The organism is Myxococcus sp. AB025B (genome assembly GCF_006518215.1).
Lineage (GTDB): Bacteria > Myxococcota > Myxococcia > Myxococcales > Myxococcaceae > Myxococcus > Myxococcus fulvus.
Genome location: NZ_SRLW01000175.1, coordinates 1 through 21,123, shown reverse-complemented (window position 1 = coordinate 21,123; position 21,123 = coordinate 1). Strand labels below are relative to the sequence as shown.

The 21,123-nt window shown below is 70.4% G+C and carries 19 protein-coding genes; 11 read left to right on the top strand and 8 right to left on the bottom strand.

Going from position 1 to position 21,123, the window contains the following annotated elements; translation table 11 throughout:
- From FL311_RS26375 to FL311_RS26365, 3 genes are all read right to left on the bottom strand, one after another.
- Positions 1 to 434: sulfite exporter TauE/SafE family protein (locus FL311_RS26375; protein ID WP_141329157.1), on the bottom strand; the 434-nt coding region annotated here is incomplete at its 3' end.
- Between the two features lie 24 nt (positions 435 to 458).
- Positions 459 to 776, bottom strand: coding sequence for a rhodanese-like domain-containing protein (locus tag FL311_RS26370; RefSeq protein ID WP_141329155.1), 318 nt, complete (start codon positions 774 to 776; stop codon positions 459 to 461).
- A 25-nt stretch (positions 777 to 801) separates the two neighbouring features.
- A complete protein-coding gene (locus tag FL311_RS26365) occupies positions 802 to 1,503 on the bottom strand; it encodes an MBL fold metallo-hydrolase (RefSeq protein WP_141329153.1) in 702 nt (233 codons plus the stop codon).
- Between the two features lie 95 nt (positions 1,504 to 1,598).
- Here FL311_RS26365 and FL311_RS26360 point away from each other — a divergent pair, with 95 nt between their 5' ends.
- Positions 1,599 to 2,024: a YeeE/YedE family protein gene (locus FL311_RS26360; protein ID WP_141329151.1), complete on the top strand. Its 426-nt coding sequence runs from the start codon at positions 1,599 to 1,601 to the stop codon at positions 2,022 to 2,024.
- A 12-nt stretch (positions 2,025 to 2,036) separates the two neighbouring features.
- Entirely contained in the window at positions 2,037 to 2,507 is a 471-nt protein-coding gene (locus FL311_RS26355; RefSeq protein ID WP_141329150.1) for a DUF6691 family protein, read from the top strand.
- Between the two features lie 69 nt (positions 2,508 to 2,576).
- Here FL311_RS26355 and FL311_RS26350 read toward each other — a convergent pair whose 3' ends face one another.
- Positions 2,577 to 4,091 carry an ABC transporter substrate-binding protein gene (locus FL311_RS26350; protein WP_141329148.1) on the bottom strand — a complete coding sequence of 505 codons (1,515 nt, stop codon included), beginning with the start codon at positions 4,089 to 4,091 and terminating at the stop codon, positions 2,577 to 2,579.
- A gap of 713 nt (positions 4,092 to 4,804) precedes the next feature.
- On the opposite strand from FL311_RS26350, the gene FL311_RS26345 reads away from it, so the two are divergent.
- The 7 genes from FL311_RS26345 (at position 4,805) to FL311_RS26315 (ending at position 11,005) form a co-directional block, all read left to right on the top strand.
- Positions 4,805 to 5,326, top strand: a complete 522-nt coding sequence (locus FL311_RS26345) for an RNA polymerase sigma factor (protein WP_223750855.1) — start codon at positions 4,805 to 4,807, stop codon at positions 5,324 to 5,326.
- A complete protein-coding gene (locus FL311_RS26340) occupies positions 5,313 to 6,074 on the top strand; it encodes an anti-sigma factor (protein ID WP_141329144.1) in 762 nt (253 codons plus the stop codon). Before FL311_RS26345 ends, FL311_RS26340 begins: the two co-directional genes overlap by 14 nt.
- A gap of 134 nt (positions 6,075 to 6,208) precedes the next feature.
- The gene (locus FL311_RS26335) at positions 6,209 to 6,565 is read left to right on the top strand and encodes a rhodanese-like domain-containing protein (protein WP_141329142.1); all 357 of its coding nucleotides are present in this window, start codon (positions 6,209 to 6,211) and stop codon (positions 6,563 to 6,565) included.
- Between the two features lie 328 nt (positions 6,566 to 6,893).
- A complete protein-coding gene (locus FL311_RS26330) occupies positions 6,894 to 8,477 on the top strand; it encodes a bifunctional UDP-sugar hydrolase/5'-nucleotidase (RefSeq protein ID WP_141329141.1) in 1,584 nt (527 codons plus the stop codon).
- A 41-nt stretch (positions 8,478 to 8,518) separates the two neighbouring features.
- Positions 8,519 to 9,559 (top strand): YeiH family protein, encoded by a 1,041-nt coding sequence (locus tag FL311_RS26325; RefSeq protein WP_141329139.1) that lies wholly within the window; start codon positions 8,519 to 8,521, stop codon positions 9,557 to 9,559.
- Between the two features lie 23 nt (positions 9,560 to 9,582).
- On the top strand, positions 9,583 to 10,038 hold the full coding sequence (locus tag FL311_RS26320) for a DsrE family protein (protein ID WP_141329137.1): 456 nt from the start codon (positions 9,583 to 9,585) through the stop codon (positions 10,036 to 10,038).
- 169 nt (positions 10,039 to 10,207) lie between these two features.
- Complete coding sequence (locus FL311_RS26315; RefSeq protein WP_141329135.1) at positions 10,208 to 11,005, top strand: sigma-70 family RNA polymerase sigma factor; 798 nt, start codon at positions 10,208 to 10,210, stop codon at positions 11,003 to 11,005.
- A gap of 22 nt (positions 11,006 to 11,027) precedes the next feature.
- Here FL311_RS26315 and FL311_RS26310 read toward each other — a convergent pair whose 3' ends face one another.
- Both FL311_RS26310 and FL311_RS26305 read right to left on the bottom strand, forming a co-directional pair.
- Entirely contained in the window at positions 11,028 to 12,677 is a 1,650-nt protein-coding gene (locus FL311_RS26310) for a phosphatidylserine/phosphatidylglycerophosphate/cardiolipin synthase family protein (protein ID WP_141329133.1), read from the bottom strand.
- Between the two features lie 125 nt (positions 12,678 to 12,802).
- Positions 12,803 to 13,765, bottom strand: a complete 963-nt coding sequence (locus FL311_RS26305) for a hypothetical protein (protein ID WP_153882704.1) — start codon at positions 13,763 to 13,765, stop codon at positions 12,803 to 12,805.
- Positions 13,766 to 14,573: 808 nt separating this feature from the next.
- Between FL311_RS26305 and FL311_RS26300 the strand changes: the two genes are divergently transcribed.
- Both FL311_RS26300 and FL311_RS26295 read left to right on the top strand, forming a co-directional pair.
- On the top strand, positions 14,574 to 19,190 hold the full coding sequence (locus FL311_RS26300; RefSeq protein ID WP_141329129.1) for a hypothetical protein: 4,617 nt from the start codon (positions 14,574 to 14,576) through the stop codon (positions 19,188 to 19,190).
- 32 nt (positions 19,191 to 19,222) lie between these two features.
- Positions 19,223 to 19,594, top strand: a complete 372-nt coding sequence (locus tag FL311_RS26295; protein ID WP_141329127.1) for a hypothetical protein — start codon at positions 19,223 to 19,225, stop codon at positions 19,592 to 19,594.
- Positions 19,595 to 19,669: 75 nt separating this feature from the next.
- Here the strand turns inward: FL311_RS26295 and FL311_RS26290 are convergent, their stop codons facing one another.
- On the bottom strand, positions 19,670 to 20,323 hold the full coding sequence (locus FL311_RS26290; protein WP_141329125.1) for an SDR family oxidoreductase: 654 nt from the start codon (positions 20,321 to 20,323) through the stop codon (positions 19,670 to 19,672).
- Positions 20,324 to 20,415: 92 nt separating this feature from the next.
- Positions 20,416 to 21,123 (bottom strand): phosphatidylserine/phosphatidylglycerophosphate/cardiolipin synthase family protein (locus FL311_RS26285; RefSeq protein ID WP_228557088.1); only part of this gene is annotated, 708 nt, incomplete at its 5' end.

The window sequence follows — 21,123 nt, the reverse complement described above, 5'->3', positions numbered from 1 at the left end:
AGCCCGCCCACCCCCAGGGCCGCCAGCACCATGACGGGCACGGGCGCCTTGTGGGGCGAGGGCGCGCTCGCGGCGTCGCGTCGGCCGTTGCGGAACATGAAGAACGCGGACACCAGCATCACCGCCGCGAACAGCAGCAACTGCGTCGCCCCGGACAGGAGCGCCGACAGCCTCGCCCCGCCATAGGTCCCCTCCATGGCCACCAGCGCGAACAGGAGCGCCGCCCGGAACCGGACGTTCCCCTTGCGCCAGTGGCTCGCCGCGCCCACCAGGCTCGTGACGCCCACCACCGCCAGTCCCATGGCGATGGACTCCTTGGCGCCGAAGCCCAGGACGTACACGAGGATGGGGACGGTGAGGATGGAGCCGCCGCCGCCAAGCAGGCCGAGCGACAGCCCCATCAACGCCGCCAATGAGAAGCCGAGCAATTCCATGGTGTCCTTCCCCGTGACGCGTGCTCAGCCCGGGAGCGGCTCACGCACGGCGAGCATCCCGCCCGCCAGGTTGTAGAGGTGCTGGAAGCCGGCCCGGGCCAGCAGCCCCGCCGCCCGGGCGGAGCGCCCGCCCGAGCGGCAGATGAGCAGCAGCGGCGCCTCGCGGGGCCACGTCACCGCCACGCGCTCGAGCGTGTCCAACGGGACGAGCTCGGCGCCGGGCAGATGTCCCAGCGGCCCCGTGAACTCGTCCGGCTCGCGCACGTCGATGCGCCGGGTGCCCGGGGCGAGCGTGTCGAGCTGCGCGGGTGTGATGTCTCGATAGGGAATCGGTGTCGTCATGTCATGGCTCCCGCCCGTGAGGGCGTCAGGCCCCCTGGGGCGCGGGCGCCGTGTGTCCACAGGCCCGGTTGGCGGGGACCGCGATGTCTATCTTTCGCGGCTTGGGCAGGTTCAGGTTCTCCATGATGTGGATGAACTCCGCCTCGCTCTTGCCCGCCACGCGGGGGTTGTGCCGCTTCTCCTCGGCGATGCTCGACACCGTGCGCCCCTGGTAGTCATGGCCGGGATACACGAGCGTCGAGTCGGGCAGGGTGAAGAGGACGCGCGTGAGGCTGTCGTACAGCTGCCGCGCGTTCCCGTTCTGGAAGTCCGTGCGGCCGTTGCCCCGGATGAGCAGGGCATCCCCCGTGAACACGCGGTCCCCGAGCAGGTAGCTGAGGCTGTCGTCCGTGTGCCCCGGCGTGGCGAGCACCCGGAAGACGAGCTCGCCCACGCGCACCTCGTCCCCGTGACGGACGTGCACGTTGGCGCAGCTGGCACCTCCCACGCCGCCCACCACCGTGGCCTGCGTGCGCTCGCGCAGTACGCCTGACGCGGTGACGTGGTCGGCGTGGACGTGCGTGTCGAACACGTGGGTGAGCGTCAGGTCCAGCTCGGCCACCAGCTTCAGGTCGCGCTCGACCTGCTCGAGCACCGGGTCGATGAGGACGGCGTGGCGCGTGGCCTCGTCGCCGAGGAGATAGGTGTACGTCGAGGACTCCGCATCGAAGAGTTGTCGGAAAATCATGTCGTTGCCTCCTGAGGGTGAGAGCCCGACGCGTTCCAAAAGGATTCTTCACGCCCGCGCGAATCCTTTCCGGCGCGCACGGGCTCTCACGTGACATGGCTTCTTCCTTCCTGCTTCCTCTCCTCGGCGGTGCGCTCATCGGGTTGAGCGCATCCCTGCTCCTGTGGGCCAACGGCCGGGTCGCCGGTATCAGCGGCGTGGTGGGCTCGCTGCTGGCCCCCGTGCGCGGTGACGTCGCCTGGCGCGTGCTGTTCTTCCTGGGGCTGCTGTCGGGCGGGCTGCTGCTCGTCTGGCTGCGTCCCGAGACCTTCCCCGCGTCCGCCTCCCCGAGCGCCCGCGGCACGCTGGTGCTGGTGGGCGCCGGGTTGCTCGTGGGCCTCGGCTCGCGGCTGGGCAACGGCTGCACCAGCGGTCACGGCGTCTGCGGTCTCAGCCGAGGCTCGCAGCGCTCCTTCTGGGCCACGCTCACCTTCATGACCACCGGCGCCCTCACCGTCTTCGTGGTCCGTCACGTCCTCTAACGGAAACTCCCGATGCGTCTTCTCATCACTGCCTTCCTCAGCGGTCTCATCTTCGCCCTCGGACTGGGGCTCGCCGGCATGACGGACCCGGCCAACGTCCAGGGCTTCCTCGACGTCGCGGGCGACTGGGATTACCGGCTCGCCTTCGTCATGGGCGGCGCCATCGCGGTGCACGCGGCGCTGCGTCCCCTCATCCTCCGGCGCGGGCGGCCGCTGTTCGCCCCGCGCTTCCCCGACCTCCTCCGGGGCAGGCCGGACGCGAAGCTCCTGGCGGGCTCGGCCCTCTTCGGCGTGGGCTGGGGGCTCGGCGGTTACTGCCCTGGTCCCGCGCTCACCTCGGTGGCGAGCGGCGCGCCCCAGGTGCTCGTCTTCGTGGCCGCGATGTTCGGCGGCTTCCTCCTCGCGCGCCTGCCATGGGCGCGCGGGAGCGCGGGGGCGCGGAGCCCCGGCTCAACGACGGCGGAGCCGCTCTCCTCGCCTTGAGTCGGGAGCTCGACACGAACCACGGGGAGGGAGGGAATCCAAATCCCTCCCTCCCCACGACTTCACGGCCTACGGGCTGAACGTCCCCGTGAGCACGCTGGCGCGGGCGCGGGGCAGGGCGCGCTTGAACGGGCTCGTCGCCAGGTCGGAGCCGGGCTGGTACCAGCTCTGGATTTCAGCGAAGTACGTCTGGCCCGACTGGAGCACGCCCGGCGGCAGGTACACGCTCTGCAGGTCGGTGTGCAGCGACGTCACGCGAGTCGCGGTGGTGGCGCCGTTGCTCGTGCCCAGCCGGTAGATGTTCACCACATAGTTCGTGGCCGTGCCAATCAGCGGCTTCGACCAGCGCAGCGAGGCGTCCGTGCCCACGCCCGTGAGGGTCTGGAACGCGCCACGGGTGTTGACGAGCGGCGCCTGCACCGGCCCGATGAGGGGCTGCACCGGCGCTGAGGAGAACGCGCTCGCCTCCTGGTCCACGCGGATGTCCACGCTCATGGTGAAGGGCGTCGCCGTCCCCAGCGCGTACGTCTTCGTGAAGCCCGCGGCCGCCAACGCCACCTTCTGCCACGTCGCCGGCAACGGGTTGTTGTAGGTCATGCTCCCCGTGACGATGTCGGTCTTCAGCGCGTCAGGATTGAGCTTCACCAGGAGCGGCGGCCCGCTGATGGACGCGAGCGCCTGGCCCACCGCGGCCGGCCGCGCGGACATCCAGATTTCGTTGTACGTGCTCACCGCGCTCGGGTTCACCTGGGTGCGCAGGGCGTCGAACGCCGAGCGCCTCCAGTCCACCGAGAACGTGCCCGTCGCGGCGGGCTGGGTGAAGGTCCCACTGACGGAGGTCGACTGGCCATCCGCATGGGTCAGGTTCGCTTCGAGCACCTTGTGCATCGAGCGGTAGGGCACGCCCATGGGGCTCGACTGCAGCCGCATCTGCGCCAGCGAGAACACATCCCCGAAGGCGAGGTGGTTGAGCAACACGGGGTTGGTCATGTTGGCGTAGTCGAAGCTCAGCGCGGAGAACGACGTCGCGCCCGCCTGGGGGAACCCCGTCTCGTTGCCGTAGAGGTAGCCGAACGCCCCCGGGTTCAACGAGTACATGTCCATGTAGTCCCCCGTCTGCCAGGGAGACAGGCCGGACGCGGACACCGTCACGGGGGTCGGCTGCCAGGGGAAGAGGCCATTGCGCCCCCACTCCGTGGAGCCCAGGTCGAACGTGCGGCCCGTGCTCACCAGGAAGCGCGAGCCCACCCTCAGGTAGATGCGGCCGGAAGGGACGTTGGGCACGGAGATGCTGCCGTCCGCGGCGCCCGAGCCCGGGTACGCCGTGAACGCTCCCGTCGTTGAATCCCGCGTGTAGGCCACCACCGTCGTGGCGGACTGGTTGTAGGAATTCGTCACATTGCCTGACGACGTGACGAACGTCACCGGGCTCGTCCCCGTGACCTGCGTGTTCAGTCCCTGGATGACCTGGGAGGCGGAGTCCTCCGCCACGGAGGTCTCCATCGCCTCGCCTTCCTCGAGGCCCGCGCAGCCGGCCCCCGTCAGTCCGACCAGGAGACCCAGGGAAAACAATGAGCTTTTCATGTGGATGAATGATGTCCCGTTGAGACGGCGTCCGGAATGGCGCCGCTGGAGATGATTCATATCGCGCGGGTCTGACATTGATTGATGTGTCTGGGTATTTGTATGGGAATGAGACTTCGGCATCGAACCGCGATGCACGCGGTGATACCGGAGTCGCTTCGCCCCCGCGCTTTGTCAGAGGGGGCTGGTAGGGTCCTTTTCGTCGCGGCATGGGCCCCATGCTCGTCGCGTCGGGGGACACCGTTGCTGCTCGCGGGGGGCCGGTCTCGTCACGGCCGCACGTGGTGTGCTGCCGCTCGTATCGAGGTGTGCCGTTGCCAGGTCCTGGAGCCAGGCCTGGTCGTGCATGGCCGTCGCGGTGTCGCAGCCTCACCCCGCGGCGTCGTCGAGACCAGGCCCTTGCAATTGCAGGCTTTGAGTGGGACCGCGACGCGCCTGTCGGTGCCTCGCACCCTTGCGGCGCGGTCGCCTTGTCTCCACAGGTGCTGTTGGCGGGGAGCGCGATGTCTGTCGTTCGGAGCCTGGGCGGGTGGAGGTTCTCCAGGATGTGGAGGAACTCCTCCTCGCGCACGCCTGCTTCCTTCCTGGCAGGGGCGCTCGCCGGCATGAGGTACTCGCACTCCAGTGCGTGAGCCCCTGATACGCCGGGCGTGGGAGCGATGCCCCGTTCCATCGTGGGAACTTCCCACCCGGGTCGCCGTGTCTTCCCTGCCGTGAGCCCCCGCGCCTTCATCGAACGAGCCCTGGAGCACCTGCCCGCCCTGCGGCGCGTGGGCCGACGGCTGACGGGCAGCGCGGTGGAGGCCGACGACCTGGTGCAGGAGACGCTGGCGCGCGCCCTGGAGCAGCGAGGCGCACTGAAGGAACCCGCGAGCCTCAAGGCCTGGCTGCTCGCCGTACAACGCACCGTGTTCCTCAACTCCCGGCGTGGACTGCGGCCCCGCCTGGAGGTGCTGGAGGGTGGGCGAGGTCAGCCGCTCCCTCCCGAGCCCTCCGCCGACCTCGAAGTGGAACTGCACGCGCACGCCTTGAGCGAGGGGATGCGCGCGGCGCTCGACGCTCTGGCGCCCGAGTGGCGCGACGCGCTGTGGCTCCGCGAGGTCGAGGAGCTGAGCTACGACGAGATTGCCCAGGTCCAGGGGTGCCCGGTGGGCACCGTGCGCTCACGGTTGGCACGGGCGCGACTGGCGGTGTTCGACTTCCTCGAGAAGGAGAAGTCCCATGGAAGCCTGTAGCCCCGGCTGGCAGGAGCGGCTCTCCGCGTGGTTCGACGGCGAGGCCTCGGCATCCGAGCGACGCGAGGTGGAGCAGCACCTGCCCCGATGTGCGGGCTGTGCTCGGGAGGCGTCCCGTTACGCTTCGCTGCGGCGGACCCTGCAGACAGAGCGCGCCATGGAGGCCCCGGTTCCGTTGGCGCTGGCGGGACGAGTCACCGGACTGGCGCCGCGCCCGAGGTGGGCCTCTCCCTCGCGAAGGCTGGCGGCGGGCGTGGCCGTGGCGCTCGCGTCGGTGGGGCTCTTGTGGACGTCCTGGCCCGGCGGGATGAACGAGGCGCTGGCGATGGACCTGGAGCGGCATCACCTCAAGGCCTTCTCGCGCGTGACGCCCTGTGAGTTCGAGTCCTCGGACCCCGCGGCGGTGAAGGCGTGGGTGGAGCGGGAGGTGGGCTACCCCGTGGACGTGCCGGTGGTGCCCGGGGCGACGCTCCTGGGCGCGCGGCGCTGCAGACTGCACGGCAAGCTCTCCGCTTCGCTGCTGTACCGACATGAGGGAGGCAAGGCGATGACGCTCTTCCTGCCCCTGCCGGGCTCGCAGGCGGCGAAGGAGGCGGCGCGCTTCGCGGGCGATGGCCCCCGCTGCACCCGAGGGCCCGTGGGCGAGCGCATCTGCGTGGCGCCCGGTGGGGACGCGCGGGCCTCGCTCGCCGTCTCCGAGCTCGAGCCCGACGTGCTCCTGGCCGCGCTGGCCCGCCTGGCCCCCTGACCCGGGCCCTTCGCGCCCCCCGGGAATCAGGACGCATGCCAGGGCGCTGAATCCTTTTGCCGCCGTCCTGGCTCTGACCGGGCTGAACCCACACTCCCGGGGGCACTCCGCCTCCGGTGTCGGATGGAGCCGTCATGAAGGTCGCCCTCGCCGTCACCGCCGCCCTGCTCGTGGGGCTGGTCCTCACCGCCTGCTCACACCTGCGCGCGGGAGACCCCGCCGTGGCGGAGGAGGCGCGCCGCCGGGTGGAGGCGGGGGCCACGCTGGTGGATGTCCGCTCGCCCGAGGAGTTCGCGGACGGTCACCTGCCGGGCGCGGTGAACATCCCGGTGGGGGAGCTGGCGCGGAGGCTCGGCGAGCTGGGACCGCCGACCACCCCCGTGGTCGTCTACTGCCGCAGTGGCGCACGCAGCGGCCGCGCCGAGCGTCTGCTGAAGGAGCAGGGGTTCCAGGACGTCTTCAACCTGGGCCCCATGTCCGCGTGGCGGTGAGGCGCGTGGGGCGAAGGGGTCACGGCACTTCGGCCCGGGGCCTGGCGCGGCGTGAAGCTGCGAGGTGCTCCGCATGGCGCCCCGTCCGCGCACGAGCCTGGGCGCTCCTCCGAGGTGGAGGTTCGAGGAGGAGCGCTCCTGGTCGGGAGCGTCGCGACGCTTGCGGTGTGTCCGCCCGGTCGGCGCGCGCCGTTGAGGCGGTCCCGTTCCCCGGGCGCCTGGACGCCTCGTGGCGGAAGCCCGAGGGACGCACTTTCGGCCCGGGAACTCCGCGACGCATGAGACGTGTCCTCCCCGGCGTCACCCGCCATCCCTCACCAGGTGCTCGATGAAGTTCCGCCCCCTGCTCGCACTGCTCGCGCTGGTCTCCGGTTGCGCGGCGTCGCCGAAGTCCGCCGCGCCGCCCTCGAAGCGTCAACAGCTCACCGTCCTCTACGTGGCCGACCTGCACGCGCAGCTGCGCGCGCACCCGGAGCTGTTCTGGCGCGACGGCGAGGAGCGCATCGAGCTGGCGGGCGGCTTCGCGCGCCTGTCCGCGGCCATCCAGCGCATCCGCGCCGAGCGGGGTGGCGACGTGCTGGTGCTCGACGGCGGTGACACGATTCAAGGCTCGGGCGCGGCGGCGCTCACCGAGGGCCGCGCGCTCATCGCGCCGCTCAACGCCCTGGGCCTGGACGGCGCGGTGCCGGGGAACTGGGAGGTGGTGTACGGCCCCCAGGTGCTTCGCCAGCGCGCCCGTGAGCTGAAGCATCCGCTCTTCGCCGCGAACGTGCGCGACGCGGCGAGCGGCGAGCGGCTCTTTGCTCCCTCGCTGGTGAAGGACGTGGGGGGCGTGAAGGTCGCCGTGGTGGGCTTCACGGACCCGGACGTCCCGCGTCGACAGCCGCCGGGGTACAGCCAGGGGCTGCGCTACGAGGGCCCGGAGGCGCTGCCCACGCTGGTGCGCGAGGCGCGCGAGCGCGACGGCGCGCAGGTGGTGCTGTTGTTGTCCCACGTGGGGCTCGCCAAGGCCGTGGGGCTCGCGGCCCGGGTGCCCGGCGTGGATGTCCACCTGTCCAGCGACACGCACGAGCGCACCTATGCCCCCATCGAGCAGGCAGGCACGTGGGTGGTGGAGCCCGGCGCGTTCGGCTCCTTCCTCGGCCGGCTGGACCTGTGGCTCGAGGAGGGGAAGGTGGTGGACCGCCGCTGGGAGCTCATCGAGCTGACCGCGTCGCGCTTCCCCGAGGACCCCGAGATGGCGCGGCAGGTGGAGGCCGCGCTCGCCACGCACGACGAGGCGCTCCTGGCGCAGGTGGGCCACACCGACGTGACGCTCGCGCGCTACGCGGTGGTGGAGAACCCGCTGGACAACATGCTGGCGGACGCCATCCGCGCCGCGGGCGGGACCGAGATTGGCCTGTCCAACGGCTTCCGCTTCGGCACGCCGCTGTTGCCCGGGCCCGTGCGCGAGGCGGACCTGTGGAACCTCTTCCCCGTCACCAACAAGTTGAAGACAGGCAAGGTGAGCGGCCGCCAGCTGCGCGCCTTCTGGGAGCAGGAGCTGGAGAACGTCTTCGCGAAAAACCCGGAGCACCGCTTCGGTGGATGGCTGCCGCGCCCCTCGGGGATGACGGTGCGCTTCCGCGCCGCCGCACCCAAGGGCCAGCGTGTCCTCGCGCTCGAGGTCGCGGGGGAGCCGGTGGTGGACTCGCGCCTGTACACCGTGACGGCCTGCGAGCGCGACGGGGACGCGCCGGACATGCTGTGTCGAATCCCCGGCGCGCTGGAGCCCCGCGTGCTCGACCTGGACGCGCACGAGGCGGTGCGCCGCTTCCTCGCCGGCGCGCCTCGACTGAGCGACGCGCTGGAGGGCCGCGCGGTGGGCGAGGACCTGCCGGCCGTGCTCCGCACCCAGCAGGTCTCGCGATGAGCCCCGCGCCGGACCCACGACGTCATGAACCCGGGCCTGAGATGACCGCACCTGTCGCCGCTCCCTCCTCGACCGTCGTCACCGAACCCCAGGCGATGTGGCGCCGCCGCCTGCCGGGCCTGGGGCTCGCCGCCGCGCTGGCGGGCGTCAGCTACGCGCTGGCGCTCCTGCCCGGCCTGAAGGTGGTGGGGCCGCTCACGGTGGCCCTGCTGCTGGGCATCTCGCTGCGCACGTCGCTGGGGCTCTCGCCCGTGTGGAGGGAGGGCACGCGCTACGCGGCGCGCACGGTGCTGCGGCTGGGCATCGTGCTGATGGGGGCGCGGCTCGACTTCGGGCTGGTGGCGAAGGTGGGCCCGCGCGTGCTGATGCTGTCGGTGGCCATCATCGTCGTCGGCATCCTCGGCATCCGGTGGGTGACGCGCCGCTTCGGCGTCCCGGAGAAGCTGGGGACGCTGCTGGCGGTGGGGACGTCCATCTGCGGCGCCAGCGCGGTGGTGGCCGCCAGCTCCGTCACGCGCGCGGAGGAGGAGGACACCACGCTGGCGGTGGGCCTGTGCGGCGTCCTGGGCACCGTGGGCGTCCTCTTCTACGTCTTCGTGGGGCCGCTCCTGGGGCTGAGTGACGCGCAGCTCGCCATCCTCTCCGGGGCCACGCTGCACGAGGTGGCGCAGGTGATGGCCGCGGCCTTCACGTTTGGCGCCGACGCCGGGGACCTGGGCACGCTGGTCAAGCTCACCCGCGTGGTGCTGCTGGCGCCGGCGCTCGTGGTGCTGGGGCTCGTCTCCGGGGTCGGCGGGAAGGTGCGCTACTCGCTGAAGGAGCCGCCCATCCCCTGGTTCGTCATCGGCTTCCTCGCGGTGGGCGTGCTGGGCACGGTGGGGGTGGTGCCCGCCTGGGCCCGGGCGTGGCTGTCCACCGCCAGCGTCTTCCTCATGGTCCTGGCCATGGCGGCCATGGGCCTGGGCACCCACCTGAGCATGGTCCGCCGCGCGGGCCTGCGCGTCGTCTACGCGGGGCTCGTCGGCTTCGCCGCGCTGGCCCTGTTCGCCTGGGGCCTCATCCACCTGCTGTCCATCCAGTAGTCCTCCCGCCGGAGTCCGTCCCGATGAATCGCCTCGTGTTGCTGCTCGTCACCTCGCTCGTCACCGTCCCCCTGGCCGCCTCCGGCTCGACGCCCTCCGAGTCGCGGCGGACGCCCGCGCCCCAGGGCAAGCTCGTCTTCGTGGCCACCACGGGCCTGGAGGACCTCGGCACGCTCTCCAGCGCCTTGCGCCACGCCAGGAGCGCGAAGGAGTCGGGGCACCTCTCGGACGTGGTGTGGCTCACCTACGGCCGCGCGGTGGTGGCGCTGGACCCGACGGTGAAGGCGGTGCCGGAGGAGGTCCGGCAGGCGGCCCAGGCCGCGAAGGCCGCGGGCGTGCGACTGGTGGCGTGCGGCACCGCGCTCCAGAAGTTCGGCATCGACCCGAAGAAGCTCCAGCCCCAGGCGGAGGTGGTGGACAACGGGGTGGCGGAGCTGGCGCGCCTGGTCGCCGAGGGGTATCAGCTCATCCGTTACTAGCGAGGCCGGGGCGAGCTGGCGCGCCCGGGGGGACCGCCCGAGCTCGCGGGCGGGCGCTCGGGCCCGTGGCCTCGGTGCCGGGCGCTGCTCGCCGAGGCTGGCAGGGGAGGGCCCTCCAGGAAGGCGCGCAGGGGCTCCGACGTTCTTTCGAGGAGGAGGTGGGAGGCGGATGTCGACGCGAACCGACGAACAGTTGATGGAGGCCGCGCGCTCGGGAGATGGCGAGGCCCTGGACGAGGTCCTCACCCGTCACGAGAAGCAGGTGTATCGCTTCGGGCTGCGCATGTGCGGCTCGGAGGAGGACGCCAAGGAGGTCCTCCAGGAGACGCTGCTGTCGGCCTTCCGCGGCCTCCACGCGTTTCGCGGCGACGCGGCGCTGTCCACGTGGCTGTTCCAGGTGGCGCGCACGCACTGCCACCGCCTGCGCCGTCGTCGTGTGGGCGCGCCCGAGGACTTCCTGCCGCTCGACGCGCCCGAGGCCTCCAGGGTGGCCGCGGACGGGGCGACTCCGGACCAGGTGTCCCAGGTCCGGCAGCTGGGGGAGGTGTTGCAGGCGGCCATCCTCGCGCTGCCGGAGGCGCAGCGCGAGGTGCTCATCCTCCGGGACGTGGAGGGGCTGACGGCCGAGGAGGCCGCCGACGTGGTGGGCATCGAGGTGCGCGCCCTCAAGAGCCGGCTGCATCGCGCGCGGATGCAGCTGCGCGAGCACCTGTCCACCCTCCTGGGCCAGGAGGGCCCGGGGCAGCAAGCGGGGTGTCCGGAGCTGGCGCGGGAGCTGACGGAGGAACTGGACCAGGCCGCCTGCATCCGCCTGGAGGACCACCTGTCACGCTGTCCTCGCTGCAACGAGGCCTGCGACGCGCTCAAGCGCACCGTCTCGTTGTGTCGGCGCATCCCCGGAGACGCCGTCCCCGCCCCGGTGCGCGCCGCGGTACGGCAGGCGCTGGCCCGCGCGGTGCCGGCGTGAGCCGCCGGGCCTCGCCCACCGCTCAAATCATGTTCCCCGCCGCCCACGAGCCCCACGCGGTGAGGCTGGTGTAGCTGACCTGCAGGTCCGCCAGCGTGAGCGGGACGATGTTCACCTTGCCGTCCGTCTTGCCCACGTTCTGCTCCGCCGCCGCGCGCCACTGGCTGACGTTCTTGGGCATGCCCCAGTGCTCGAAGATTTCCTCCCGCATCGCCTTCACGAACGCTCCGTCCTGGATGACGGCGCTCACCTCGGCGTCGAACTGCATGCTGCGGTAGGTCCAGTTGCTGCTCCCGATGAAGGCCAGCTTGTCGTCGACGATGGCCACCTTCGAGTGCACATACGGCGACTTCCCCTTCGCGCCGTTGAGCAGCGGTGAGTACATGCTGAACGACTCCGACTCGATGGCCGTGATGTTCTCCAGGTACTCCCACGTCCCCAGCCAGGCCGTCTTCAGCTTCCAGTGGACGCCCCGGTTCATGAACTGCGACGCCGGACGGAACGGCAGGTTGGGGTGCTTCCACGACTGCATCAGCGAGTCGTCCCCCGAATGCAGCCGCTTCTCCAAATCCGTGATGTACGTGTCGTTCTCCAGGCAGCCCAGCTTCTGGACCTGGGGTGACGGCGGCAGCAGCAGCGAGCGGCCGCTGAGAATCCACCCCTCGTAGCGCAGGCTGCAGTCCTTGAGGTCGCTGGCCTTCACCTTGCCGGCGCTCTTCGAGGTGAAGCTGGTCATCCCCGCCATCGCGATGGCGCGGAAGGCGAAGTTCATCACGTACGCGTACCCGCTGTAGTCCCCGAGCACCGTCTCCTTCGGGTGTGGGACCATCAGGATGATGCGCACCCCGCGCGCCGCGGCGGCGACCAGCGCGTCGATGATGCCCGGGTCCGTCAGGGCCTGGTTCTCCATGTAGACGAACTCCTTCGCCTTCTGGATGTGGCCCACCAGCTCCTTGCGGATGTCCCGCTCGGCCTTCTTGCCCTGGATGTCCGTCGTCACGAACGTCACGGCCTTGTCGCCGCCGCTCCTGTCCGGAGTGAGGGGCGCGGCGGGTGGCGTCTTGCCCGCCCACAGCTCCGACCAGTAGTGCCCCACGACGCGGTGGATGTCTCCCTTCAGGTGCACGGCCGCGTCGTGCCAGTGATTGGCCGCGTCATGCGTCGTGGCGGACTTGTAGTCCTCGCCCAGGTTCATCCCGCCCAGGAGCAGGTCCTCGCTGCCGGAGGTCTTGAACAGGGCAATCTTGATGTGGAGGCTGGTGAAGGGGTGCAGCGTGGTGCCCGCGTACGAGTGGTATTTGAACTCCAGGCTCCCGTCGGGGAACTTCCACTCCGTGAGCAGGTGCTTCCACTTGTCCAGCCACGCGGTCCAGTCCTCGCGCCAGAAGTGGTGATGCGGCACGAAGCACTCGGACTTCCAGCCGTTCCACAGGATGACCTGGACCTTCACCCCCGCCTTCGCGGCCGAGGAGAGCGCCTGCGCGAGCGTGCGCTGCGGCGCTCCGTCCACCGCGGGCAGCGTGAGTGACGGGTCCGCCTTCCAGTACGCCAGGCGGATGGTGGCGCCCTTGCCGTCCAGCTCCGCGCGGCGGATGTGCCGGTGCAGCTCCAGGAAGAACTTGTCACCGTCGAGGATGAAGTTCGCGGTGTCGCAGCTGGTGTCGACGCGCATCGTGGGGGCGTGCCGGTGCAACCCGGGGGCCACGCGCGGGGGCCGGGGGCGCGTCGTGACGCGACACGCCTCCGGGGGCTCTCGCGTTCAAGCCCGACGCAGGTGCGTTCCCGCGTGACGCCGGGCTACTTCCCCTCGAGCTCCGCCGCCCAGATGTCCTTCACGCCGCCGATGTGGTCGAAGGCGCAGTGGGTCGCACCGGCCACGACCTTCTCCTCCAGCGGGAAGGCGTAGCCGCGGAACGCGGTGAGGCTGGCCTGGATGTCGGTGAGGTACTCGTCCTTGTCACCGTAGGCGTAGACCAGCCGGGTCGAGCCGCGCAGCTCGGGGCGCGTGCTGTCCCAGTCCAGCTTGCCGCCCCAGGGCGCCTCGCCGCCGCAGCCCAGCGCGTACACGCCCCGGTAGCGGTCGCCGTACCTGGGCAGGAAGCTCGCGGTGAGGAACACCGAGCCACCCGAGGAGCCGCCGAAGAGGATGGGCTCGTTGATGATGTTCCAGCCCTTGCGCAGGGCATCGAGCACCTCCACCAGCGTGGCCGCGTTGTCACCCGCGAGGTCGCGGTCGGCCTCCGTCCCCTCGACGGCGCAGTTGGTCACCGAGGGCTTGGTCCACCACGCGCACTTGTTCGGCGCCAGCACGGAGACATAGAGCGTGTCGTTGTCGTAGGCCCACGGCGCCTGGAGGCGCGGCGCGGTGTCCCCCGTGTGCGCCCGGGCCCCATCGCCGTGCAGGTAGACGGCCAGACGCATCGGCGCGGGGACGATGCCCACCCGAGGCTCGATGATCTTCAGCTCCGCGCCCGCCACCTGCGTGACGCAGTACGGATACGTCTGGCTGTTGCTCGTCACCGAACCGGTGCGCTCACAGGGCAGCTTCCCCGAACCGCCAGAGGTCCCCGGGCCCGCGTCCGGCTGGGGCGTGGGGCCGCCGTCACCCGAGCCCGCGTCCGTCCCCGCGTCGGTTCCGGAGTCCGAGCCATCGGGTGTTCCCGCGTCCGAGCCGGCATCCGGCGTGGGTGTGGGGTCGGGGTCGTCCGAGCAGGCGGTGAGGGACAGCGCGAGGAGGGCGGAGACGAGGAGACGGAGCATGGTGTGTCTCGGCAGGGGAATGAGAACGGTCCCAGGCTACCGCGTCCCCACCCACACGACGCCGCCATCCGCCACCGGGTGACCCTGGCTGTGTTCACCGGTGGCCCTTGGGGCGTCCGAGCGCGTGTCGGGCCGGCTTGCGTGGACGCGGTGCTCGCATCGACGAGGCTCCGGCGCGGCCCTCCACGCGACAATCCCTCTCATGACACGTCTGGCAGACGCCTCGTGTCGTTCGCCACGTGCACGGGGGGCGCGACGGCGTCGAGGGCTCGGTGCCGTGGGCGTGACGACCCGCGCTTCGGGCCTGGCCCGACCGCCGCGCCTCCGCGGCATGGGCCGACGGCGGACCTCCCCGCGAAGGGCCGAGTGCCGGGTCATCGGCATGGCCCCGTGGGCTGGGCTTCGACGGGACGCCGTGGTTGACCGCATCGTGAGGAGGCGCCGATGCGCTGAGCGGCCGTTCATTCGTTCAGGACTCCACGCTCGTTCGCTCGTTCTTGTCTTGTTGGCAATGGCCATGGAGGGGCCCAACGGTTCCGATGAGGCTGTCTTTCGACGGTGTCTACATATGCGGGGCCTCATTCAATCCCTTGCGGGCTGGAGGCGCGCACTGCCGGTCACCGTGGCATGTCGCTGTAAGTCCTTGATGAGAGGCTGTCAGGCCGAGGGACAGGCGTGTGGGACGTCTGACGCTGAAGCCTGATAGTCATCGCCCGGCAATGAGCGGAACGCCTCGCATCCGGGGAGGGAACGTTTCTTCCCTCCTTCCGATAATGAGGTGTCGATTCAGACGGAAAAGGGGAGCGCCATGAGTCTGGCACCTACGGGTGGAGCAGGGTCTTCGAGCGCGGCCGCGGCGGCCGAGGCACAGCGCAGGGCGGCAGAGGCGGCGCGCAGAGCGGCGGAAGAAGCCCGTAGGGCGGCAGAGGCGGCGCGGAAGGCGGCGGAGGCGGCGCGCAAGGCGGCGGAAGAGGCTCGCAAGGCCGCGGAGGCGGCGCGCAAGCAGCAGGCCGAGGCGAAGAAGACCGCGGACGCGGCGAAGAAGGCGGCGGAGAAGCCGGGCCAGAAGCCGGAGGACGCGAAGAAGACGCAGGCGGACGCCGCCGCGGCGGAGAAGGCGAAGAAGACGGCGGATGAGAAGGCGGCCGCGGCGGCGAAGAAGCTGCAGGCGGCGGAGGAGCAGGTGGCCTTGTCGGCGAAGAAGGCCGAGGAGGCGATGGGGAAGGCGAACACGGAGGCGGTGAAGGAGAAGAAGCCGCAGCCGTACAGCCAGAAGGACATCGAGAGCGTCAAGCCGAAGAAGAACGAGCTGGTGTCCGCGTTCGATGGAACGGCGAGGAAGTCGGAGCTGGAGAAGCTGCTGGGGACGACGGCGCCGCCGCCGGAGAACGCGGTGAAGCCGCTGGAGGGAGAGAAGCCACCGGAGGCGCTGGACGCGCTGGACGCGAAGGATTTGCGGGACGCGACGAAGCTGAAGGACGGGGAGAAGTACAAGGACCCGTCGTCGGGCGCGACGTATGACGTGAAGAAGAACGCGCTGACGGGCGACACGACGCTGTCGGACGCGAAGAGCGGGAACACCGTCACGGTGAAGAAGGACGGCAGCTACACGTCCACGGTGACCGCGAAGGAGAAGGGGAAGGACGGGGCCACCGGCGAGACGACGTGGACGAAGACGTCGGACGCGCAGGGGAAGGCGACGGGGCTGGAGTCGAAGAAGAGCCAGACGCAGCAGCACCCGGAGACGGGCGAGACGACGACGTCATCGACGACGAAGTACGACGTGTCGAAGTCGCCGCCGAAGATTCAGAGCCGCACGGAAGAAGTTCGGATGGAGAAGCCGCCGGCGTCGCTGGCGAACCGTCCTGGGACGCCGAAGGGCCCCGCGACGCAGACGACGCAGACGGACTACAACGAGTGGGGCATCCCGACCCAGCAGGTGAAGAAGACGGAGATCAAGACTCCGGGCTTCAACGCCGACGCGGTGAACGGCTTCGAGGCGGCGCAGAACAAGGCGCTGAACGACGCGTCGAAGGGTGAGGATCACCACAAGACGAACAACTCGCCGACGTCGCTGAAGCCGGGGGAGTCGAGCCTCACGGTGACGGAGGAGACGAAGTACAACGCCAAGGGTGAGCCGGCGGTCTCCACGCAGAAGACCGAGTCGGTGGCCACGCAGCCCTTGTCCTCCGACAAGAACGGCAACGGCGTGCAGGTGGTGCGCAACCAGCAGGAGGTGACGCGCGGCCCGAAGGACGCGGTGCTGACGGACTCGCTGCCGGCCGTGTCGCAGAAGACGCCGGGCAACGTCACCAGCAAGACGACCGTGACGGGGTATGACCCGGACGGCTCGCGCTTCGACGAGGGCCACGCCAATCGCACGCAGACCGTGTCGCAGTCGTCAGGCACGGTGGACGCGAACGGGCAGTTGCAGATGAAGCACCAGCCGACGGAGGTGAAGAGCCTCCAGGAGGCGGGTGACAACCGCTGGAAGTACGACCACGTCGGCTTCGAGGTCGATGCCAACGGCCAGGTGAAGAAGGACCAGGAGCCGAAGGAGCTGGACAAGGAGCGTCAGCTCCCCTGGTACGAGGACGCGAAGGACTTCGTCACCGAGGGACTCGGGGACCTGGCCGGGATGGCCGGAGACTTCGCCAAGGATGCGCTGGGCTTCGCGAAGGACGTCGTCCTCAAGCCCATCGACATGGCCATCGACCAGATCACCGCCCCCATCGAGGGCGCGGTGGCGGACGAAATCAAGAAGCTCAACAGCCCGGGCGATACCATCACGCTGAGCGGCAACCTCGACGTGAAGGTCGGCCTCAAGGCCGGCATCGACGGCGAGGTCGAGGTCGAGAAGACCGCCGATGGGAAGTACCAGCTGTCCGCGGAGGTGACGGGGGATGTCGGCGTGGGCCTGGTGGGCTCGGCGTCGGTGTCCGCGGGTGGCCGCGTGGAGATGAAGTTCGACACACCGGAGGAGGCGGCGAAGGCGGCGGTCATCCTGGGCAAGGGACCCGCGGCGCTCGCGTCGGGTGGTGAAGACCACAAGTTCATGCTGGACCACCTGTCGGCGATGGAGGTGAACCTCGGCGCCGAGGCGGAGGCGGGCCTGGGCGGCAAGTTCGGTCCCGCGAGCGCGGAGCTGTCGGCGAGCATCGGCGCGACGACGAGCTACCGGGTGGAGTTCGACAAGGGCAAGCCGACGAACCTGGTGCGCTCGATTGAAATCGAGGGCTCCGGCGCGGCGAGCATCGCGGGCGGCCTGAAGGGCAAGGCGGGCATCAACATCGGCGGCGAAGTGACGGGCTCCGTGAGCATGGAGACGTCGATTCCGCTGGATGCGAGCAAGGTGGACGCCAAGGACATGCTGGCGTTCCTCGCGAGCCCGGCGACGGCGGCGTTCGCGGGGCCGGCGGAGACGAGCCTCTCCATCGAGGGCTCCGTGGACGCGGGCCCCGAGGGCCGCTTCTTCACCGCCGAGGTCAGCGGCCTGAGCGGCGAGGAGGTGCAGACCATCACCAAGAACCTGGTCAACGGCAACTTCGACAACGCGTTCGAGGGGGTGAAGGTCGACGCGCAGTTCACCACGGGCTCCTTCAAGGACCGCGAGCTGGGGGTGGGCGCGAAGCTGGGTGTCGTGGACTTCGAGGTCAACGCGCGCCACCGCGACGTCACCGCCGAGGGCGGCAGCGGCAACGGCGGCACCACGGTGAGCCTGGGCGGTCGTCGGCGCAATGGCACCAACGGCTCCGATGGGTCGAACGGCTCCAACGGGAGCAACGGCAGTGACGGCACCAACGGCTCGAACAAGCCGGGCTCGACGACGGGCACGGACTCCAAGCCGGGGACCACGACGACGGGCACGGACACGCGTCCGGGGACGACGACGGACACGCGTCCGGGGACGACGACGGACACGCGTCCGGGCACGACCACGACCCCGGAGCAGGCGGGCCGTCCTCCGCAGAACCGCGTGGAGAACCGCCCCACCGAGTTCCGGGTGAATCCCGCGACGGGCCAGCTCATCCCGGTGCCGCGCACGAACGGTCCGGAGAACACGCGTCCCACGCAGCCCGAGGTGGGCACGGACAACACGGGCCGTCCGCCCGTGCCCGTGGTGCGCAACCCCGAGCTCAACGGGCGCACGACGCAGGTCCGCTACGACAACGGCAAGGTGCACATCGAGGCGGGCCCGGACGCGACGAAGGAGGACATCCAGGCGCACATGGAGACCGCGCGCGTCCTCCAGCGCTACGAGGGCACAATCGGCAAGGTGCGCCAGCTCGTCGACAAGGTGAAGCAGGCCATCACCGGCATGCCGGGGTACGGCACGCAGGGCTTCGAGTCGCGGCTGGAGGTGCAGAAGCTCAACGGCATCCTCAAGAACCTGGAGGCCACGCAGGCGAGCCTCACCGACGCGGCCTCCGGTGTGACGGGCAAGAACACGCCCGCCACCGCGGACCAGCTCAAGGAGCTGGAGCAGCGCATCGCCAGCGTGGAGCGTCAGCTCACCGAGCACGCGGGCCAGGTGGACTCCGTCGACAAGGGCCGAGGCTTCGTCGCCATGCTGGACGACGTGGCGCGCCTGCAGGCGACGACCACGGGGCTCCAGGACGCCCGCGGCCACGTGACGGACACGCACTTCGAGGAGCGGGCGAACGTCAACCAGTCGGCGCCCGTCAACCTGACCAACGGCAAGAAGGTCGACCCGACGAGCGCCGTCGTGGCCCTGCAGGCCATGCCGGGCACGCCTCCTCTAGACGACAAGACCAAGGTCGAGGTGCTCAACGAGGACGGCTCCACGCTGGGCAAGGTCAAGTACAACGCCCAGACCGGCTTCCTGGTGACGTCCGAACCGAAGCCCGCGCCCCGTGTCCGCGTCACGACGAGCGACGGCAAGAGCTTCGAGTGGCGTCCGGGCGACGAGCCGCCTCCGGGCTACCGGCTGGACATCCGTTCCTCGGCGCCCTTCCGCAAGGCGGGGTTCGCGGGCGGCCACACCCGCGAGGCCTGGGACCAGACGGTCGCGACGTACGGCGACCGGATGAACATCACCCAGCAGCGCCAGCTCGGCTTCAGCCTGCCCGGTGACTCGACCCCCATCGACGTGAGCGTCATCAACTACCAGTACGACGGCAAGGACGTCTCCGTGCCGAAGACGCTCTTCGAGGGCGCGGGCACGGACGCGGTCACCCGCTTCGAGACGCACATGCAGCAGTCCGTGTCGGACGCGCTGAAGAACGCCGCGCCCGAGGACCGCTTGATTCCGGTGGACGTGCCCGTCGTGGACGCGAAGGGCAATCCCGCCACGGTCAAGGTCATCGTCGCGCGCGACCCCGACCCCTCGGGGGCGGGCATCGGGAAGATCAACAGCTGGTGGGTGTCCGAGGAAAACCTCAACAACTCCCAGCTCGTGCCTTGAGGTGAGGTGAACTCATGCTAGCTAGGTCTGCCATGCGCACTGTCCGAGCCTCAGGACCGATTCTCGACGTCAGCGAGGACCCGAAGAAGGTCATCAGCGACTTCCTCGGCTACGCGTTCTCGCTGAAGAAGCTCTCGGGGCGTCCGTCGGCGGAGGAGCTCGCCGAGCGGTTCTCCCCGAAGGGGAGTGGGATGACCATTCAGGACACCTTCGTCGCCTACCGCGCCGAGGCGCCGGATGACGTGCCCCCCGAGTTCACCGAGACGGCTCCCGTGGACCTGAAGAAGGAGCTGTGGGTGCTCACGCGCCTCCACTTCGGCAAGCCGTCCACCTCCGCGCTCGTCGAGGGCGAGGAGCTGCGGCACCTGATTCAAGAGGCGCTCAAGCTGCGCGCCACGTCGTAGGCGCGGCTTCGACGCGCCGAGGTGAGGCGGTCCCCTGGGCTTGCGTTTCGGGGGACCGCTTGCGCTTCGGGGGGCTCACTTCCCGGTCGCCGCCACCTCGCTCCACAGGCTGTCGCCCTCGAGCACCGCGCCCAGCGGTGCTCGCCGCTCCGCCACGCGCAGCAGCACGGCGGCGAGCTGGTCCAGGTGAATCGGGCGCAGCCCGCGCAGCGGCTTCAGCTTCGCCAGCGTGCGCAGAATCGCGGGAGGGTGGTGGTACTCACCCTCGAACGCGGGCGGACGCACCACCGTCCAAGGGATTCCACTCTCACGCACCAGCCGCTCCGCCTCGGCCTTCGCCTTCAGATACGCGCCCACCGGCCGCCCCGCGCCCACCGAGCTCAGCAACACGAGGTGGTCCACGCCCACGCGCTTGGCCGCTTCCACCAGGTGCCGCGTCGTCCCGATGTCGCTCGTCTCGTACGTGTCCCCGGACCCGAAGCGCTTGCGCATCGTCCCGATGAGCTGGAGCACCGTCGTGCTCCCCTTCATCGCCTCCGCCAGCTCGTCCCCGCGCGAAAGCTCCACCAGCGCCTTGCGCGGCCAGCTCCTCGCCGGCTCCGTCTGGGCGCTCTTCGGACGCACGTGCGCGATCAACGGCACGTCCCGCTCCAGCGCCTGCTTCACCACGTTGCGCCCCGTGGCCCCCGTGGCGCCAGCGACGAACAGAAGACGGGAGGGCTCGGTCATGGCGCGCGGACTCCGACAGACAAGAGGGGAACAGGCCCGCTCTTTCAGCACACCGGCCCCCTCCTGCCCAGCCCCACGGCGCCCCACCGTGCTCAGCGAGACACCTGCCCCGTGTCCCCCATCTCCCGCGCGCGCGACAGGTCCTCCAGGAAGAACGCCTCCATCTGCCTCGCCGCGTCCAGGTCCTCCAACACCAGCGAGCCCTCCTCCAGGATGTTGAACGACAGCGGGTCGTAGTTGATGGACCCCACCAACACCAACCGGTCATCCACCAGCATCGTCTTCGCGTGCATCATCGACGGCTGGTACTCCCAGACGCGCACCCCCGCCTTCAACAGCGCGTCGTACGTCGCCCGCTGCGCCACCGTGACGAACTTCTGGTCGTTGATGTCCCCCGGCGCCAGCACCCGCACGTCCACGCCCGCGCGCGCCCGCTCCTGGAGCAGCTCCGACAGCGGCCCGTTCGGCGTGAAGTACGACTGCGCAATCCACAGCCGCTTCGTCGCCGCGCGCACCAGCAGCTGCGTCAGCCGCTCCGCCCGCGTCACCTCCGGGTTCGCCGTGCTCCCCACGAACGCCGCCCAGCCCTCACCCGCGCCATCCAGCCCCGGCACCGGCAGGGAGAGCGTGGGGAAGTCCTCCGGCGGCAACAGCTCCCCCGTCGTCTCCTGCCAGTTCTCCGCGAACGCCTGCTGCATCTGCTCCACCACCGGGCCCGTCACGCGCGCGTTCGTGTCGCGGTACTCGCGCTCACTCAGGCCGTTGCCCAGCCACTCGTCCTGGATGGCCAGTCCCCCGGT

What these genes read in the sequence shown, in the direction of transcription:
- FL311_RS26300 (WP_141329129.1), top strand. Translation starts at nt 14,574, where the DNA reads ATGAGTCTGGCACCTACGGGTGGAGCAGGGTCTTCGAGCGCGGCCGCG.
- FL311_RS26370 (WP_141329155.1), bottom strand. Translation starts at nt 776, where the DNA reads ATGACGACACCGATTCCCTATCGAGACATCACACCCGCGCAGCTCGAC.
- FL311_RS26365 (WP_141329153.1), bottom strand. Translation starts at nt 1,503, where the DNA reads ATGATTTTCCGACAACTCTTCGATGCGGAGTCCTCGACGTACACCTAT.
- FL311_RS26325 (WP_141329139.1), top strand. Translation starts at nt 8,519, where the DNA reads ATGACCGCACCTGTCGCCGCTCCCTCCTCGACCGTCGTCACCGAACCC.
- FL311_RS26355 (WP_141329150.1), top strand. Translation starts at nt 2,037, where the DNA reads ATGCGTCTTCTCATCACTGCCTTCCTCAGCGGTCTCATCTTCGCCCTC.
- FL311_RS26360 (WP_141329151.1), top strand. Translation starts at nt 1,599, where the DNA reads ATGGCTTCTTCCTTCCTGCTTCCTCTCCTCGGCGGTGCGCTCATCGGG.
- FL311_RS26315 (WP_141329135.1), top strand. Translation starts at nt 10,208, where the DNA reads ATGTCGACGCGAACCGACGAACAGTTGATGGAGGCCGCGCGCTCGGGA.
- FL311_RS26340 (WP_141329144.1), top strand. Translation starts at nt 5,313, where the DNA reads ATGGAAGCCTGTAGCCCCGGCTGGCAGGAGCGGCTCTCCGCGTGGTTC.
- FL311_RS26305 (WP_153882704.1), bottom strand. Translation starts at nt 13,765, where the DNA reads ATGCTCCGTCTCCTCGTCTCCGCCCTCCTCGCGCTGTCCCTCACCGCC.
- FL311_RS26320 (WP_141329137.1), top strand. Translation starts at nt 9,583, where the DNA reads ATGAATCGCCTCGTGTTGCTGCTCGTCACCTCGCTCGTCACCGTCCCC.
- FL311_RS26330 (WP_141329141.1), top strand. Translation starts at nt 6,894, where the DNA reads ATGAAGTTCCGCCCCCTGCTCGCACTGCTCGCGCTGGTCTCCGGTTGC.
- FL311_RS26295 (WP_141329127.1), top strand. Translation starts at nt 19,223, where the DNA reads ATGCGCACTGTCCGAGCCTCAGGACCGATTCTCGACGTCAGCGAGGAC.
- FL311_RS26310 (WP_141329133.1), bottom strand. Translation starts at nt 12,677, where the DNA reads ATGCGCGTCGACACCAGCTGCGACACCGCGAACTTCATCCTCGACGGT.
- FL311_RS26290 (WP_141329125.1), bottom strand. Translation starts at nt 20,323, where the DNA reads ATGACCGAGCCCTCCCGTCTTCTGTTCGTCGCTGGCGCCACGGGGGCC.
- FL311_RS26335 (WP_141329142.1), top strand. Translation starts at nt 6,209, where the DNA reads ATGAAGGTCGCCCTCGCCGTCACCGCCGCCCTGCTCGTGGGGCTGGTC.
- FL311_RS26350 (WP_141329148.1), bottom strand. Translation starts at nt 4,091, where the DNA reads ATGAAAAGCTCATTGTTTTCCCTGGGTCTCCTGGTCGGACTGACGGGG.